Origin of the sequence: Coprobacillus cateniformis (assembly GCF_009767585.1) — a bacterium.
GTDB lineage: Bacteria > Bacillota_I > Bacilli_A > Erysipelotrichales > Coprobacillaceae > Coprobacillus > Coprobacillus cateniformis.
Genome location: NZ_WSNW01000001.1, coordinates 1,426,459 through 1,444,871, shown reverse-complemented (window position 1 = coordinate 1,444,871; position 18,413 = coordinate 1,426,459). Strand labels below are relative to the sequence as shown.

The following is an 18,413-nucleotide window of genomic DNA, read 5'->3' as shown; positions in this document are numbered from 1 at the left end:
TTCTAAAGTTGAGAAACAGACTTTCTATAGAAGATATCATGAAGATACTTCAAGGAGAATTAGAATAAATTCCAATAATAGAGTGACTAGTAACTCTATTATAACTTAGGAAAATCCAATATTGAAATAAACTTGTAAAGATGACTAGTCATCTTTACAAAATATATTATACGAGGAGATTGAATATGTTAAATATTTCAGATATTAATATAAGTTATTCTAATAAACACATTTTTAAAAATGCATATGTTAAATTCTATAATGGAAATATTCATGCAGTTATAGGAGCTAGTGGAAGTGGGAAAACAACACTCATAAAAACTATTCTTACTAGTCAAAGCCAGATAACTTATAATGAAGAAATAGTTATGAATAAGGAAGAGTTTATTTTAAATCATGTTTTTTATGTTGATCAAAATGGAAGTTATTTTGAAAATATGAATATCTTTCAACATTTTCAGTTTTATGGAGAATTGAAGGATAAAAAAGTGGAGAAATCAATAATTTATAAATATCTTCAGAAGGTTGGAATTGATAAGGTGAACCTCAAACATTCACCAAGTCAACTTTCTATTGGAGAAAGAAAAAGGTTTTTAATAGCTTTAGCATTATTCAGTCAAAAAGATATTATTATATTAGATGAACCAACAGCATCTTTAGATTATCAGAGTATTGTTAGATTGAAAAAAGTTTTATCAGAGTTGAAGGATAAAACAATTATATTGACAACACATGAAGGTGAATTGTTAGAAATATGTGATGTTATCTATGAAATTAAAGATTATCAGATTGTAATGAAAGAACAACATTTAAAAAATGAATCTGAATTAGTCAATAAACAAAACAATCATTTTAAACCACTTCAATATCTAAAATATAAAAATAAGTTTCAATGGTTACAACAAATGTTTTTAATTGTCATAGGTGTCTTTTTATGTATTCAGTTAGGCGTTGTGTTTAATAATGAATATACTTTATACAGTGGATTGTCAGGCAATCAATATTTAGCAGAAGATAGTATGATCTATTTTAGGAAACGTCAACTATATGCTCCTCATGAAATGTATGTAAGTGGTGAAGAATGGAATTCGATACCCTTAGAAGATAAAGAAAAAGAAGCAATAGAAAATATTTCAGGAGTGTTATCAATTTATAATATAGGACAGTTTTCAGTAATTAATCCAAATAATACAACAGAAGCCAAAAGCGTTAAAATTATAAGTAATGAGCAAGAACATATTATAGATGAAAATATTGTCATTGCAGAACGCCCTGTTGTTAAACCGTATTTTCCTGAAAATAATATGGATAAAGATAATAAGAAAATCTTTATTTCTTCTCAGTTTGCTACAGAACAAAATATTCAAAGTGGTGATACAGTAGAGTTGCCCCTTCATATACCAACTTATCAATATATCTATAATAATGAAAGTCAAATATATCGATATATATCATATAAACAAATCGATATGAAATTTGATATTGATGAGGCTATAGATGTTAGTAAAAATTATAAAAGCTTTGATACTCCTTATATAATATATATTCCTTATCAGCAGTATGAGGCAATACTTAATCAATATAACGGAGATAGCAGTGGAAGTAAACCTCGTGCAGAAAACGTAACGGCAATGACATACTCATATGATGACTATGTCATCTTTGCAGAAAGAGATAAGATAGCTGATGTATATAAAGATCTAACAGAATTAAATGAAGATTATGATGTTTTTTCACAATCAGTATTCTATACTGAGGGAGCTCAAGAACAATTTGAGTTTCAAGAAAGTAGAGTTATGATTATAGGTGGAATTGGTTTATTAAGTGCTATTGTATATGCAGTCATCTTTTATTTTCAGTTAAGATCTAAGAGAAGAGAAAGACAACAATTAGTATATAATGGGGTTAATCATTCATATATGAGAAAATATTTATCTATTGAAACATTTATTCATGGGTTTTCTTGGATAAGTCTAAGTTTGTTAACTGTTGTTGTATTGGGAACACATTATTTATTGTTAAATATGATTATTTTTATGATTACAGCAATTATTCTTTCTTTAATGGAACAGGCTATATTGTATTATGTATTGCGAAGAGAAAAAAATAATTTATGTTAGAATTAAAAAATATAAATCTTGCATTTGATAAGCCATTAATAAAAGATGGACATATTATCATTCCAGATGAAAGAATAACTGTTCTTTCAGGTAAGAGTGGTTGTGGAAAAAGTACTTTATTATATGATATTGCACTTATGACACAAAATGCTCAAATGAATTATTATTTCTATGACTATGATATCTGTTCAGTAACTTTGGAAAAAAAGAAAGAATTCCAAAGAAGTCATATTGCATTTGTTTTTCAAAATATACAGCTTATTGATAGTATGAGTCTATTTGAGAATATTCAATTTTTTGCATATCTTTCACATCAAGAGTTTGATGAAAAACAGGCTAGAGAATATTTGACTGACCTCAATCTCTTTTTAGATGATCAAACAGACATTAGAAAGTTATCAGGTGGAGAAAAACAGCGTCTTGCGATTGTATGTGCTTTGATGAAAGATACACCATTGATTATTTTAGATGAGCCTACTGCTTATCTTGATTATGATAATAAACTTAAATTAATAGATGTTTTGATTCTCTTAAAAGAAAAGTATCATAAAACTATTCTCATTGCTTCTCACGACAAACTTATTAAAGAGGTAAGTGATTGCCTTTATGAGATTGAACAACAAAAAATTATTAATAGAAAAGATACGCAAATTACGCATAATACTATTCCAAATCCAAAAATATCATCATATCAAAACTCTCTCAATTTATTTTATAGAAAGATATTAAAGTATAATCGATTTCAATATCTTACCTTTAAAATATTACTTACTCTACTCATGACATTTTATTGCTTTTTATCTGTATTCTTCCAAACGTATATAGAAAGATTAAATAATACAATTGAAGAACTACAAAGCACTCAAATAATTGTTGAAGCAAACTATCCATTATCGAATGATGAAGTAAAAGAAATGAAATATAATGAATATATTCAAGATGTTCAAAGATTTATACCTATAGAAACAGATAATGGATATCTCCTATCCCCTTATATGAGTTCTGATTATTTTCAACATTATCTCAATCAGGAAAATGCTCATAATGATCAACAATATTATGGGAATTATGAATTGTATAGGCAACAAAAGAATGAAAATATTGAATGTCAATTATCTAACTATCATTTCACACTTCCAATACATAATTATTTAAACGAGAAGTTTGAAGATTATAGAGGATTATCCTCTTTATCAAGAATTATTTATATTCCCTACCAAGAGTATCAAAACTTAATAAAGTATACAGATATTCAATTAAAATCATCAAAAACATTTATCATTCAACTCAATGACTCTAATGATTATTTAAATGTCTTAAAAGTTCTTATGGATGATTATCCACAATTAGAAGTATCAGCCCATTCAAATCTTTTGAAGGTGATAGGTGTTTCCAATCAATTAGAGATTTTCAATCAATTGAGTATAGGATTTATTATTGGATTATTTATAATCGCTATTATCATTTTAAAAATATTTGATCAATATCAATGGAGAAAGCAAGCGGTTTTGTTGGAGGTTAATGGTGTTTCACAAAAGAAAATGAATAATTTGTTGTTAAAAAAAGAACTTTACTTACTTTTCTATCCTTGGATAATATCGATAATGATAGTGAGTGGTATTTATTGGGGATTAGATTTATTAGATAGAGATGTTATTATTCATATATGCTTATTGATAACATTAGCTATATTCTTTATATTTATATTTTCATACTTTATTTATGTATTGATAAGAAAAGCAGTATCAAATATAAATATTATAAAGAAGTTTTAGATTATGTTATAATGTTGAAAAGAGCATTTCTGGAGGTAGGTATGAATAATGATACTATTTTACTTGAAAATATCAGCAAGTCATTTGGTGAGCATCAAATTATAGAAGACTTGAATATTGAAATGACAAGGGGAGAGATTGTTTCTTTTGTAGGAGCAAATGGTACTGGGAAGAGTACAATCCTGAAAATGATTGCTGGATTAATATATCAGGACAGTGGAAATATCTATGTTTTTGGTATAAATAATCAAAAGAAAAAGAATTTAGATTTATGTGAATTTGTTATGGAAAGTGGACAAGGATATTATGGATACTTGAGTGCTTATGAGAATGCAAGATATTTTTTTGGACTCAATAAAATACGTTATCAATTGATTGAAAAAGAATTTCTTGACTTATGCCAAAGGTTTGATTTTAAGCAGCATCTTGATAAAAAGGTAGATGCTCTGTCACAGGGGAACAGACAGAAATTAGCACTTATTGTTGCTTTAATTATCCAACCAGAAGTTTTATTATTAGATGAACCAACGAATGGATTAGATTCAAAAAGTATACACATTCTATCACAGGTTTTACTTGAGTATAAGCAAAAAAATATGACAATTCTTATGACATCTCATGATATGTCATTTATGAAGGCGATGAACAGTCGCACAATCTTTATTAAAAATAGAAATATTGCATTAGATACATCAATAAATCAATATGTTAAAGAAGATATTTGCATCTATCATATGTGTATTGCAGATGTAGAGTATGAGAAATTCATTTTCCAATTTCCACAAATAGAATTAACAAGAAATGAAACCTATTTTGAAGTATATGTTACTGATATACAAAAAAATGCCATTATTTTAGAATATGATGTTTTAGAGTTTTCTAAAGAGAGTATGGATATTATAGATTTCCAAAAGAGTATAGAATATGTGGTATAATTTTAAAATAGAATGGCGTAGATATTGGAAAGAAATGTTTCATTTCAAATTTAATTTATTTTTTGCTAATATAGGTTTATTAGTATTGTTTTTAGGATTATTAGATTATTTAGATGTTACAGATAAAGAAACTGTTTTAATTCTATTATTTGTATGGTATAGTGCTACCCATGGTTTTATAAATATAAATTATATTATAGAAGAAGAAATTATGGATGGTACTCTTGTTCATATTCTTGGAACAAGGGTTTCATTTTTGAGAATCATTTTCTTAAGATCATTTATTCAAATGATTTATGATTTTATAAAAGCAAGTATTGTCTTTTCTATAATATTGTGCATAGGTGATTTTGATTATTCTTGGTTGTCTGGGATGTCTATGATATTAACAGGAACGCTTATAATTGTGTGTATATTTATTTCTTATTTTATTGGATTAATTATTGGAGCAATGACTTTGAAATATAAGAAATTATCAGCTATTCCAAATCTTCTTTATTACTTTGTCCTATTTTTTGGAGGCATTACATATAACATTTCATCATTGCCAATCCTTGAATTTATATCATATTTGTTTCCTTTTCTGCCATTGCGAGTTATTATTCATGGAATGCAAAATGGACAAATAGATATACAATTCATTGGAATATTGTTTATACAAGGTCTCATTTACTTAGGAATAGGAGTTCTTCTTTACCATTTGATCATGAAAGAAAATTATAGAAGTGGGAGTATCTTTTATGTTTGAGATGATTGGGCAAGAGTTCATGTTTTATTTCCAAACAAAGAAGTGTTATATTTATCAAACGGTTATTCATTATATTGAGAGAATTATTTTTTTATTGGGAATGATATCTCTTGTTATTATTGCAGGAAGTTTATTGAATATAAAAATGATATTGAAAATAGGATTTTGGTTTTCACTTATAAATAGTTTTGCTGAAGTATCTAGTAGAATTGAAAGTGAAATAAGATTGAAGCAATTTCAACATTGTTATCATTTAAAAGTTTCTTATTGGACAATTTCTTTTGTAAGATTAATACCTATACTTATAGAATCTGTGTTGATAGTTATTCTGTCATTCATTTTTTTAAGTCCTTTTGTGAAATACGTCATAGATATATCCTTGAGTGGAAGTCTACTATATATATTGCTGGCTATGATTCAATACTGTATTCTTAATTATTTATTTATCTTTTTAACTTTATATTTTCAAAGAGTACAAGCAGTTCTTGGTTTTGTAGAAAGTTTTACATTTTTTTATTCAGGAATGGTTATTTTTAATGAAAGGTATCAGTTATTCTTGTTCAAAATAATGGATCAAATATTATATAATAATTTTAACTCTATGAGTTATTTAATCATTTATATAATACTAGAGTGTATGGTATTAAAGTTTGGAACAGTGTATTTGAATAGGATTGTTAGAAAGGGAATGTAATATATAACCCTCTTGATGAACTCGAAAGAGTTCTTTTTCTATGTAAAAAGCCTTGTTATATGCTCATAAATATGATATTCTATGTATGTCACGATATAGCGACATACACTGGGAGGTGCAATATGGAATCATACAAGTTACAAGTTAATGATTGTCAACTCAAAATTTATTCAGTAAAACCTGAAATAAGTGAGACAGCTATTCTTTTCTTACATGGTGGTCCAGGAAGTGGAGCGAAAGCAATTATGGAATTATCTGCTTTTCAAACATTAAGTCAAGAATTTCATTGTATTTATTTTGATCAAAGAGGAAGTGGTCTATCCGAATATGACTTGAGAAATGGCTTAAGTATTGAAACAATTACAAATGATGTTTTACAGATTGTTGCGAGTATTAAGGAACGTTGGGGTATTCAAAATCTTTTTCTATGGGGTGGATCATTTGGTGGATGCTTAGCAAGTTTATGTTTGGAAAGGTTTGCAGAACAATTCTGTGGTGTTATATTAAGTAGTCCCGCTATTACATTTTATAGGGAAGAAGCATTAGAGTTTTATAATTTAATGAAAAAGCCATATACTCATAGGTTCAATGATAGTGTTATAAAAACGTTTAAGACATTAGATGATGCTACGCCTGAAGAATTCTTTTCTATACCACAAGTTCGTCAATTTGTTTACAGTGATCTAAATCCACCTCAATCTCTTCGCCACATATGTGCTATGTCTTCTTGGTTTTATCAGCATTCTTTCGAGAATATGATAAAAAACATTGAAACACCAACTCTTATTATGCAAGGAAAAGACGATCGTATATGTCAATACCAATATATAGATAATCAAATCATAAAATATAATAATCCAAACATTGAGTATTATTTATATGATCAATGTGGTCATGAAGTCTTTATTGATAAAGAGAGTGAATTTATTTATAACATGGAACAGTTTATAAGGAGGGTTATATCATGTTAGTATATATTTGTTGTTCTGGAGGTGCAACTTCCAGTTTGTTTTGTTCAAAGATTGGGCAGGCTTCTGATGAAAAGGTTTTGGTTGAACATATTTTTATTGTATTGCAAGATTTAGAACATTTAATGGAATCATATGATATGATTTTGGCGTATGGACCAGCTGAATTACTTAATGACCGCCAAGTTGAGAAGTATCATTTAGACAAAATTATTACAAGTGTTTGGATTGCTCCACAAGTGAGATATCTTAAAGAAACAATATTCAAAGCTATGATGCCATATAATATTCCTGTACACTTGGTAGATATGCGTGCATTTGGAACTATGAATGGTAAGAAAGCATTGGATGATATCAAAGCAAGTTTATGATTTTTGCTATACAACTTCAATAAATTGATTTATAATTAATAAAAATGGAGGTTGCTGATAGTGATAGATCTAACTCAAGTTTTAACATTTAGTGAAGCTGCTGAAAAATGGGGTCTTGCTAATGGAAATACATTAAGAAAAGCTGTTGAAAGAAAAAGATTTCATTCTGATGAAATCCGTAAGAGTGGTGATGTTTGGTTAACAACATATCAAGCTATGCTGCGTGTTTTTGGTCAACCGAGACAATCAGAAATTATTATTTCAATGGAACAGATGTATCAATTGGTATCAAAGATTATATATAAAGACGAAAAAGCCCAAAAAGAGTTGCAGACTATTTTTGATAAGATTGATGAAACAATAATAAATCATAAAACTGTGACTGTTATAGCTTCATCTCAACAGCCAGAAAGTATCATAATGATAATTAAATCAGAAAATGATGTTGAAGTGTTAAAAAAAAGAGTAGAACGATATATATCATCAATTTCAGTTTAAAAAATGACGCAAAAATGCGTCATTTTCATTTACTAAATTTCAATAAGTTCATACTCATGTGTACCTAAACCAATTTTTTCAGCATGTTCTAAGCATGATTTCCAGTTTGTTTCTGGTGAAACATCAGTAAAATGATCATGGTGTTCATGACCATGTTTATGAAGAATACTGTTAGCTGTTGCTGGTTGTTTATTAACTGCATCAGCACATGCTTGATCTAAAGCAACTGGATCAAAAGATGCAAACATCCCAACATCTGGAACAATAGCGATATCATTTTCACTATGACAATCACAATATGGTGATACATCAATAACCAATGAAATATGGAAACATGGACGGCCATCAACAACAGCTTTTGTATATTCAGCAATTTTATAGTTTAAGATATCATTGGCTTCATCCATACTCGCTTTAATAGCATCTTTTGGACAGACTCCAATACAACGTCCACATCCAACACATTTATCATGGTTAATAGAAGCTTTATGATCTGTAATTGTAGGTGCATCATGTGCACAAATTTTAATACATTGTCCACAGCCAATACATAAATCTTGAACAACAGATGGTTTACCAGCACTATGCATTTCCATTTTACCAGCACGAGAGCCACAACCCATACCTAAATTTTTAAGTGCACCACCAAAGCCAGTCAATTCATGTCCCTTAAAGTGGTTTAAAGAAATAACAATATCAGCATCCATAATTGCTTGACCAATTTTAGCTTCTTTCACATATTCTCCATTAACTGGGACCAATTCCTCATCAGTTCCTTTTAAGCCATCAGCAATAATTGTATGTACACCTGTCTGAAAAGGATTATAACCGTTAGTATAGGCACTATCTAGATGATCTAAAGCATTCTTTCGTCCACCTACATAAAGTGTATTGCAGTCTGTTAGAAATGCTTTTCCACCTAATTCTTTAACATAATCACAAACAACCTTAGCATAATTAGGTCTTAAATATGCTAAATTTCCAGGCTCACCAAAGTGAATCTTAATAGCTGCATACTTATTAGTAAAATCAATGTCTTCAAAACCTGCCTTTTTCATTAAGAACTTCAATTTTTCGGGAAGATTCATTCTTCCTGTATGCATATCACAATAATATACTTTTGATTTCTCCATAACTTTCCCTCCTACTTAATAAAAATCCTATTCTCTTATTATCTTAACACTTAAAGTACGCTTGAAGTCAAGAAAAAGAACAATATTCATTGATTATTGTTCTCATTTCATTCAATAAGTTTATAATTCTGTGGTTGACTTTGAATCAATGCTTCTAAGTCAGTTACGTTTTTATAACTATAATAAGAAGATATACCTATATTACATTGATAAATCTTGCCATTCACATAAACAATATTAGCTCTCCAATCAGGATTGCTTGTACAACTAGAATTTGCATATAAGATCATTTCTGGATTATCTTTCTCACCTATATAATAAGGTCTCCAATATAAGTCAGTTTGACTATTTATTTTTTCTAAAATATTATTATCAACTTTCTGTAATTTATTTTCATTAATTAATTTCCCTATTAATTCTTTTCTATCAAGTGTTGTTTGTCCTTTAGCAAGTTCTTTTGTCATCTCTATATAAATGCCCAGCATATTATTCATAGAATCATAAAGAGGATTATCAATTTCATCCTTAGATACAATTGAATATTGAGGGTCCTTAGTCTTATCAAAAAGAACATATATTCCATTACTTGCTTTATATAATAATCTTGTAATTTCATTATTCACTACACTAATATTTCCTTGGATTTCACCATTTTCTACATCAACAAAATCATCAATCCATATCTTATCATCATTGTTTAAATGAATATTATCACTTTTATTTTGAGCATATTTATCAATAACTCTTTTTTGGGATGCTGTAACATAAGCATAACATTCCGTTAAAGCAGGTGCCTCTTGAGCAGTGTCGATATATTTTAAAACAGTTGGTACAGCAACAGCCATAAGCACTGCTAAAATAACAACGACTATAATTATTTCAATTAAAGTGAAACCATGTTTATTTTTCCTCAGCATAGAATCACCTCCATGGTTTAAATATACCACTTTCGCCAAAATGTTACAAACATATATGCTACAGATAATAGTATTTTCAAAAAAAGAAAAGTATTCCTATAAGAATATTTTTTGAAAATAATTCCTTTTTAATACTTGAGAAAAATCATTATAAATATGATATGTGAGATTTATTCCTTTGTTTTTTGAAATATACCAAGCAGAAATTGAGAAGGGTGTCATGAGTAAATAATGAGCTTACTCATCTACTTGAATATTTAAAGCAGGTGTGAATTATCGCTTATCTTCTTAGTTATCATTATGCTGTGTTTTTTAAAAGGGAGACTTTTGTTTAAAGAAGAGATAAAGTTTATAGTAATCAAATAGAATGATATAAAAAACTATAAAACTGCTAAATAAAGATTGTCAATGATGATGGTGGGTATAAAAGTAAAGATTTGTTTTTTTGTTTCAGATAAGAAATAATTTCCAATTTATAAAAATTGATATATACTTATATTATGGATATGGAGGAATGTATATGGAAACAAGAAAATTTGAAAAATTAAATGTTGAAACATCTTTATTAGGATTTGGGTGTATGAGATTTCCATTGACTAAAGATGGAAAAATAGAAGAAGTTGAAGCTGAAAAAATGATTGATTTGGCAATTCAATCAGGTGTCACATATATTGATACAGCTTATCCTTATCATGATGGAATGAGTGAACCCTTTGTTGGACGAGTTCTTAAAAAATATGAAAGAAATTCTTTTAAACTTGCTACAAAGTTACCAATTTGGAAGATTAATAGTCAAGAAGAAGCCAAAGAAATCTTTGAATCACAGTTAAAAAGATTAGATGTTGATTATGTTGATTTTTATTTATTGCATGCATTAGATAGTGATAAATGGAAGAAAGTTATTGAATATAATATTATTGATATGTGCGAGGAATTAAGAAGAGAAGGAAAAATTAAATATTTAGGGTTTAGTTTTCATGATGAGTTTAATGTATTTGAGGAGATTATTCGTTATCATCAATGGGATTTTTGTCAATTGCAATTAAATTATATGGATATGGGAATACAAGCTGGACAAAAAGGTGTTGATTTAGCAAATGAATTAGGTATTCCATTGGTCGTTATGGAACCTATTAAAGGTGGTTCTTTAGCTACCTTACCAGAAGATGTTACAAAACACTTTAAAGATTATGCGCCTGATAAAACGCTTGCTTCTTGGGCTTTGCGTTATGTTGGAACTTTACCAGGTGTTAAAGTAATTTTAAGTGGGATGTCAACACTAGCACAGGTAGAGGATAATTTGAAAACATTTACTGATTACAAAAATTTAACAGACGATGAATTAAAGATTGTGGAAGAGGTTGCAGATACATTGCATTCACGTACAAAGAATGGTTGTACAGGATGTGAATATTGTATGCCATGTCCTTTTGGAATCAATATACCAGGCAATTTTAGATATTGGAATAATCGTTTTGTTTATGATGATGAAAAACTTTTTAAAGGAAAGTATGCAAAGATGTCTGAGCAGGAAAAAGCGAGTCATTGTAAAGAATGCGGCGCTTGTGAAAAAATGTGTCCACAACAAATTTCAATTCGTGAGGATTTAAAACGTGTAGTTATTGATTTGGAAAAATAATCTTATAATATTGACTAGACAACATAATAAAAAATACTCTTATTTATATCATTCTATAAATAGGAGTATTTTTTAGTATAAATATTGTTGTTTTACATTTCTTTTGTTGCTTTATTAAAGAAATAAAATCCAATTACAAACATAATAGAAATCATGCCTACTCCAATGTTCATATATCCAGTTAATTGAGCAGTTATACTTACAAGAGCAGTTCCCATAAAGGATGCACCTTTGCCACAAATATCAAATAATCCAAAATACTCACCAGATTTTTGAGGTGGTATAATTTTAGCAAAATATGAACGTGATAAAGCCTGAATGGCACCTTGGAACATACCAACACAAATTGCCAAAAGCCAAAATTCCCACTGTTTATCAAGTTGAATAGCAAACAAAGCAATACATGTATAAGCAACAATACATATTTTAATAAGTAATTTTGCAGGATAAATTTTAGATAATTTTGAAAATATTAATGCAAATGGAAAGGCAACAATCTGTGTGACAAGTAGCGCAACGAGTAACCCTTGAGTATCTAAACCTAAGGCACTTCCATAGGCTGTTGCCATATCAATAATTGTATAAACACCATCAATATAGAAGAAAAATGCAACCAAGAATAGGAAAACCTTACGGTCTTTCGTAATTTCTTTAAGAGTATGAAACAAGCGTTGAAAGCTTTGCCTGATTGGATGTTTTGGTTTTTCAACATAATAGACTTGCTGATATTTTCTTAATAAAGGGATTGTTAATGCAAACCACCATATTGCATTAATGAAGAAAGCAATCATAATAGCCATTTCAAAAGACATGCCAATACTTTCATAAAAAAGAACAAATACTAAACTGATTACAAAAGGAATACAACTTCCAATATATCCCCAAGCATAGCCATGTGAAGAAACAGTATCCATTCGTTCAGGTGTTGTAATATCTAATAACATTGAGTCATAGAAGATGTTAGCTGTTGAAAAGGCTATTTTAGCGATGACAAATATGGCTAAAAAGATAACCCATGACGTTGGAAATGAGAGAGCAGCAAGAGCCAGTACACCAACCATCATACTTATTGAGAAAAATGGTTTTTTATAACCTTTAGTGTCTACAATAGAACCTAGTACAGGACCAATAATTGCTACAATTGCTGTTGTAAGAGAAGCTGCATATCCCCAATATGCTAAATAATTAACTTCAGAGATATTTGCCATTGAAGAAAGATGATTAAAATAGATCGGAATAATTGTTGAAACTAAGAGTATAAATGCAGAATTTCCTACATCATACATAATCCAATATTTTTCTAACTTTGTTAACTTCTTATCATTCATAAGTTTGCCCAAACCTTTCATTAAGATAATCATCATGAAGATGAATAGAGTAATCTTGTATCAGAGAAACAGCAAGACTGACTGCTTGATTTTTCTTCCTGATCAATTCATCAATACATTCTCGAGATGTTTCATTTTTTACATAATTTATTATGAGACCTTTATAGTTAGGATATATACCAGCAACTTTCATAGCTAATAATACGAATCCTCTTTTGAATCTTCCTGGTGCTTTAATCATATTCAAATAGAATAATAAATCTTTTAAAGATTTCCAAATTTCTTTATCAGTGACTTTAAAAAAAGGAGCAATGACTTGAGAAACCTCTAATGAAGGATGGATATGACTTGTAAGAGAAGTTCTTAAAGGATCTTGGCCTTGTTGAACAAGTAATTCCCTGTCAAACTCTGATTCAATTTCACTGTGAGTCATATTTAATATCTTTTCTTGATTCCCTATGTATCCATGACATTCACTATCTAAAACATAATGAGTGATAAATCCACAAATATAGGCAAAAGCATCTTCTTTATATAGACTGTGATTAATAATATGCTTTGCATCTTTAAAGAAATCATAAGCCTGTTTTTTATGCATAGAGAAACCTAAATCTTTTACTATATTCTTTTTTAATGCCTGATGATAGAATAAAATATCTGGGCCATGAACTCCAATATTATATAAGTTCATATGCTTTTTTAATCGCTCCTGTAGTTCTAAATCTAATTTGTTATAAACTTGTTGTCCAAAATCAAAATGTGCATAACCTGCTGGCATAATCAATCCTCCCACTCTATTATAAAAAGTTAAATATTAAAAACCATCAAATCTATGTTAATTTCTAATTAAATCATATCATGTTTATATACTGAAACATAATAAAATATGATAAAATAAAGAAAATAGGTGGGATAGAATATGAAAAGAAAAATAGGGATAGTTATATTGGGAATTATTATTGTTATTGGGGGGTATTTGATTTATGATCAAATGAGGTTTAAATCAGATGATATTATATTAGAATTGAATGATGTAAAAGTAATCGAATATGGAGAATCATTTGATCCATTAACTCTTATTAAGAAGTGTTCTGGTGAAGTGATTTATCAAGAGTCAATAGATACAACAAAAATAGGAAAGCATAAAATAACTTTTGTAGTTAAGGAAAATCAGGTAACTAAAGAATTTGCATTTGAAATCGAAGTAAGAGATACAAAAGCACCTGACATAACACTGACAAAAGAGAAAGATTCAATAGAATTAGGAAGTCAACTCAATATAACTCAATATATAAAATCAGTAAAAGATAATGCTGATGGAGATTTAACATATAAAAAAGATAAAGATGTTAAAAGTGGAGATGTGGGCTTTTATACATATCATAGCCAAGTAGATACTCAAAAAAATGGAAAATATATTGTGACAATCATTGCTATAGATAAGAGTGGCAATAAGGCAAAAAAAGAGTTGGCTATAACTGTTCAAAAAAAGAAAGAAACAGTTTCGAATCAGCAAAGGAATCAATCCTCACCTCAACAATATAAGGCTAATCCTAACAATAAAATCATTGTCATAGATCCTGGACATCAAGGAAAAGGAAATAGTGAAAAGGAAGCGATAGGACCTGGTTCTTCAACAAAAAAGGCGAAGGTTACAACAGGAACTACGGGGGTATCATCACGCAAGGCAGAGTCACAGATTAATTTAGAGATTGGATTAAAGCTAAGAACAGAATTGCAGTCTAGAGGCTATACAGTTATTATGACGAGAACAACTCAAAATGTGAATCTTTCTAACCAACAACGCGCAGAAATAGGAAATAAAAATAATGCAGCAGCAGTTATTCATTTGCATTGTGATGGTGGTGAATCAAGTGTACGAGGCGCACATACAATTTCACCTGCAAAGAATAATCCATATTGTTCTGAAATATTTAAAGCATCCTCAAAATTAGCACAGAGTGTTATCCAATCATATTCTGCAGCAACTGGAATAAAGAGCAGAGGAGTATCATATCGCAATGATTTGACAGGTATAAATTGGAGTCAGGTTCCTTCTATCTATATTGAGATGGGATTTATTTCTAATGTGTCAGAAGATAAACTTCTCGCTGATTCATCTTTTCAAAATAAATGTGCAAAAGGCATAGCAGATGGTATAGATAAATACTTTCAATAAAGCTAATGAACTTCATTGGCTTTTTTTGTTGTAAATTTTTATATAAAAGTTAGTTTACATAAATATTTGCTTAAAGCATTGTATAATAGTTTGCTGTGTGCTATAATTTGAATGCATACAATAACAATTAAAGCATATGAAAAGGTTAACTTAAGAAATAAGTTAACCTCATTGGAAACCATTAAAATTATTTGGATACTAGTTATTATCATCTTCAGGAGGTATATATTCCATAATATCTCCAATTGTGCAATTAAAATAATGACATAACTTACTTAGAAATAAACTATCAAAACGCTGTACTTCATCTCTACAATATTTATTTAAATTAGGTCTTAATATATCCATATCTTTACAAAGTTTATTCTTACTAATACTTTTCTCTTCTAACAGACTTTCTATTTTAAAATGAAATTTTCCATATTTATCATTCATATTATTATCACCCTTTTAATAGAATTATATATTAAAAACAATATTTCTATAATTTGTAGTTTGACACCTTGTATTAAAACACCTATTATTACTACAAGGTGTATTTTTATATTTAATCATTCTCTTTATTATGATAATATATAATTGTTCTATACATAAAAAGAAGGGAGAAATTTATTATGTATGTATATGATTTTTTTAAATCACTAAGTTTATTAAGAAAGGAGAAAATGCCAGATATAAATGAGATTCCAAATGAAGAAGTATTTATCTTTGGAAGTTATCCAATAGAAGAGTTAGATAATTATCCAATTGAGTTATCATCTCAAAACAAAAATTATCTTATTTATTGTAAACTTGACAATATTATAGACTTAAAATCTTTTCCTATTGATAAATATCTCGATTATATAAAAAGATTAGATAGTGAAAATATTGATCTCAATCTTTATGAACCTATTATGCTTGAAAGTACATTAATGGAAGCTATTTTACTTCTAGACTTGATATCTTCTCTAGAAGAAAATCCCTTTTTCGATGCAGTTTTTAATATTCCATTATCTTATTTAGATGAATTTCTTGATTCACATACATGTGAGTATATTGAGGTGAATGAAAGATTTATGGGAATTGAACTCATAAAAGATATCTATTTTTCACAAATATTATATTTTATTAAAAAGTATGTGAAAGTAAAATTTTGTACGAAACAAGAAGAGATAGTCAATCCGATCTCATATGAAGAGTTTTCATCATTAATTAGAGTTAAAATAAATGAATACCAAAAACTTGATCCGTTTAAAGCACCAATTTCTACTTATACAGGTATAGAAAATGTAGAATACGATAATCTCATATATCAAGTTGAATTATTGGGGGAGCGTCAACTGGATAAAAGAAGGAAGCTATCTTAGTCATTCATTATGTCATAAAAGTCATAAAAACTAATAATCATATCAATCATATGGTCATTAGTTTTTATTATAGATTACATGCTTTGTATAGATCAAATCAATTGTGATAAGTCCTTTCAAAGATCATATACCTATCTCTTTAAGATATACTATAAAGATTCACGAATAGATTAATTAAGGATTTTATACATTTATTATTGTTTAAAAGTAACTTTGAAGGTAGGTGAAATTTAAAAAGAAAGCGGTAACTTATTAAATTTACGTGATTATATGTGGACTTTCAAAATAAAATCAACTAAAATAGTTGTGAAAATGACAAAAAAGGAGATTTACATATATGAGTGGTTTTTTTGGTGTTGCATCTAAAAATGATTGTGTTATGGATTTGTTTTTTGGAGTAGATTATCATTCACATTTAGGAACAAGAAGAGGTGGTATGGCTGTTTATGGGAAAGAGGGATTTAATCGTTCTATTCATAATATTGAAAATTCGCCTTTTAGAACTAAATTTGACAAAGATATTGAAGAGTTTGAGGGGAAGTTAGGGATTGGGTGCATTTCTGATAATGAAGCACAACCTTTATTAGTGAATTCTCATTTAGGATCCTTTGCTATTACAACTGTAGGAAGAATTAATAATTTAGAACAATTGAAAGATAAGTGTTTTGAATATGGAAAGACACACTTTTTGGAAATGAGTGGTGGCGTTATTAATCCTACTGAAATGGTTGCAGCGATTATTAATCAGAAAGATTCTATTGTAGAGGGTATTAAACATGTTCAGGATGTTGTTAAAGGCTCAATGAGTATTCTCATTATGACATCAGAGGGAATTTATTGTGCTAGAGATAAATATGGACGTACACCTGTCATTATTGGTACAAAAGATGATGCAAACTGTGTGACTTTTGAAAGTTCTGCATTCTTAAATTTAGGATATCGACATGAAAAAGATTTAGGTCCTGGAGAAATTGTTTTCATGACACATGATTATTTGAAACAAGAACAAGCTCCGTTTGAAAAAATGAAAATATGTTCATTTTTATGGGTTTATTATGGATATCCAACATCTACATATGAAGGTGTAAATGTTGAAGCTATGCGTAATCGTTGTGGAGACATGCTAGCAAGACGTGACGATGTTTCACCTGATAGTGTTGCGGGTGTTCCTGATTCTGGAATAGCTCATGCAGTAGGGTATGCTAATCGTTCTGGGATTCCATTTGCAAGACCATTCATTAAATATACACCAACGTGGCCTCGTTCATTTATGCCATCTAGTCAAGGACAGAGAAACTTGATTGCTAAGATGAAATTAATTCCTGTTCAGGAATTAATTAAAGATAAGAGCTTATTACTTATAGATGATTCAATTGTGCGTGGAACACAATTGAGGGAAACAACAGAATTCCTATATGATTCAGGGGCAAAAGAAGTTCATGTTAGACCAGCTTGTCCACCACTATTATTTGGATGTAAATTCTTGAATTTCTCTCGTTCTAGTTCAGAAATGGATCTTATCACAAGACGAGTTATTCGTGATTTAGAGGGAACTGAAAATATTAGTTATGAAACATTACAAGAATATGCAGATCCTGACAATCAAAAGTATCAAGATATGTTAGAAGAAATCCGTAGAAGATTAAAGTTTACTTCATTAAGATATCACCGATTAGATGACATGATAGAATCTATAGGTTTAGAACCATGTCAATTATGTACATATTGTTTTAGTGGTAAAGAATAATAGAAAAGCCCT

At 28.9% G+C, this 18,413-nt stretch carries 17 protein-coding genes; 12 read left to right on the top strand and 5 right to left on the bottom strand.

The window, feature by feature from the left end; all coding sequences use genetic code 11:
* Positions 1–185: 185 nt before the first annotated feature.
* From GQF29_RS07355 to GQF29_RS07320, 8 genes are all read left to right on the top strand, one after another.
* Positions 186–2,120 carry an ATP-binding cassette domain-containing protein gene (locus GQF29_RS07355; protein ID WP_017144040.1) on the top strand — a complete coding sequence of 645 codons (1,935 nt, stop codon included), beginning with the start codon at positions 186–188 and terminating at the stop codon, positions 2,118–2,120.
* The gene (locus GQF29_RS07350) at positions 2,114–3,895 is read left to right on the top strand and encodes an ATP-binding cassette domain-containing protein (protein WP_008789186.1); all 1,782 of its coding nucleotides are present in this window, start codon (positions 2,114–2,116) and stop codon (positions 3,893–3,895) included. The genes GQF29_RS07355 and GQF29_RS07350 overlap by 7 nt, the downstream gene beginning before the upstream one ends.
* Positions 3,896–3,936: 41 nt before the next feature.
* Positions 3,937–4,830 carry an ABC transporter ATP-binding protein gene (locus GQF29_RS07345; RefSeq protein ID WP_236916402.1) on the top strand — a complete coding sequence of 298 codons (894 nt, stop codon included), beginning with the start codon at positions 3,937–3,939 and terminating at the stop codon, positions 4,828–4,830.
* Positions 4,820–5,578, top strand: a complete 759-nt coding sequence (locus tag GQF29_RS07340) for an ABC transporter permease (protein ID WP_008789188.1) — start codon at positions 4,820–4,822, stop codon at positions 5,576–5,578. The genes GQF29_RS07345 and GQF29_RS07340 overlap by 11 nt, the downstream gene beginning before the upstream one ends.
* A complete protein-coding gene (locus GQF29_RS07335; RefSeq protein WP_008789189.1) occupies positions 5,571–6,272 on the top strand; it encodes a hypothetical protein in 702 nt (233 codons plus the stop codon). Before GQF29_RS07340 ends, GQF29_RS07335 begins: the two co-directional genes overlap by 8 nt.
* A 122-nt stretch (positions 6,273–6,394) precedes the next feature.
* Positions 6,395–7,243, top strand: coding sequence for an alpha/beta fold hydrolase (locus GQF29_RS07330; RefSeq protein ID WP_117599142.1), 849 nt, complete (start codon positions 6,395–6,397; stop codon positions 7,241–7,243).
* Positions 7,237–7,611 carry a PTS sugar transporter subunit IIB gene (locus GQF29_RS07325; RefSeq protein ID WP_008789191.1) on the top strand — a complete coding sequence of 125 codons (375 nt, stop codon included), beginning with the start codon at positions 7,237–7,239 and terminating at the stop codon, positions 7,609–7,611. The genes GQF29_RS07330 and GQF29_RS07325 overlap by 7 nt, the downstream gene beginning before the upstream one ends.
* Positions 7,612–7,671: 60 nt before the next feature.
* Entirely contained in the window at positions 7,672–8,109 is a 438-nt protein-coding gene (locus GQF29_RS07320) for a helix-turn-helix domain-containing protein (RefSeq protein ID WP_008789192.1), read from the top strand.
* Between the two features lie 32 nt (positions 8,110–8,141).
* On the opposite strand, the gene GQF29_RS07315 is transcribed toward GQF29_RS07320, so the two are convergent.
* Both GQF29_RS07315 and GQF29_RS07310 read right to left on the bottom strand, forming a co-directional pair.
* On the bottom strand, positions 8,142–9,242 hold the full coding sequence (locus GQF29_RS07315; protein ID WP_008789193.1) for a DUF362 domain-containing protein: 1,101 nt from the start codon (positions 9,240–9,242) through the stop codon (positions 8,142–8,144).
* Positions 9,243–9,349: 107 nt separating this feature from the next.
* The gene (locus tag GQF29_RS07310) at positions 9,350–10,159 is read right to left on the bottom strand and encodes a prepilin-type N-terminal cleavage/methylation domain-containing protein (protein WP_017144042.1); all 810 of its coding nucleotides are present in this window, start codon (positions 10,157–10,159) and stop codon (positions 9,350–9,352) included.
* Positions 10,160–10,679: 520 nt separating this feature from the next.
* On the opposite strand from GQF29_RS07310, the gene GQF29_RS07305 reads away from it, so the two are divergent.
* A complete protein-coding gene (locus GQF29_RS07305) occupies positions 10,680–11,798 on the top strand; it encodes an aldo/keto reductase (protein ID WP_008789195.1) in 1,119 nt (372 codons plus the stop codon).
* A 92-nt stretch (positions 11,799–11,890) separates the two neighbouring features.
* On the opposite strand, the gene GQF29_RS07300 is transcribed toward GQF29_RS07305, so the two are convergent.
* Together GQF29_RS07300 and GQF29_RS07295 are read right to left on the bottom strand one after the other, a co-directional pair.
* On the bottom strand, positions 11,891–13,147 hold the full coding sequence (locus GQF29_RS07300) for an MFS transporter (RefSeq protein WP_017144043.1): 1,257 nt from the start codon (positions 13,145–13,147) through the stop codon (positions 11,891–11,893).
* Complete coding sequence (locus tag GQF29_RS07295) at positions 13,119–13,904, bottom strand: zinc dependent phospholipase C family protein (protein ID WP_008789197.1); 786 nt, start codon at positions 13,902–13,904, stop codon at positions 13,119–13,121. Before GQF29_RS07295 ends, GQF29_RS07300 begins: the two co-directional genes overlap by 29 nt.
* Before the next feature lie 141 nt (positions 13,905–14,045).
* On the opposite strand from GQF29_RS07295, the gene GQF29_RS07290 reads away from it, so the two are divergent.
* Complete coding sequence (locus GQF29_RS07290; protein WP_117599144.1) at positions 14,046–15,305, top strand: N-acetylmuramoyl-L-alanine amidase family protein; 1,260 nt, start codon at positions 14,046–14,048, stop codon at positions 15,303–15,305.
* A 198-nt stretch (positions 15,306–15,503) separates the two neighbouring features.
* On the opposite strand, the gene GQF29_RS07285 is transcribed toward GQF29_RS07290, so the two are convergent.
* Entirely contained in the window at positions 15,504–15,740 is a 237-nt protein-coding gene (locus tag GQF29_RS07285) for a helix-turn-helix domain-containing protein (protein ID WP_008789199.1), read from the bottom strand.
* A gap of 179 nt (positions 15,741–15,919) precedes the next feature.
* Here GQF29_RS07285 and GQF29_RS07280 point away from each other — a divergent pair, with 179 nt between their 5' ends.
* A complete protein-coding gene (locus GQF29_RS07280; RefSeq protein ID WP_008789200.1) occupies positions 15,920–16,654 on the top strand; it encodes a hypothetical protein in 735 nt (244 codons plus the stop codon).
* 337 nt (positions 16,655–16,991) lie between these two features.
* Positions 16,992–18,401, top strand: a complete 1,410-nt coding sequence (locus GQF29_RS07275; RefSeq protein WP_008789201.1) for an amidophosphoribosyltransferase — start codon at positions 16,992–16,994, stop codon at positions 18,399–18,401.
* The last annotated feature ends 12 nt before the right edge of the window (positions 18,402–18,413 follow it).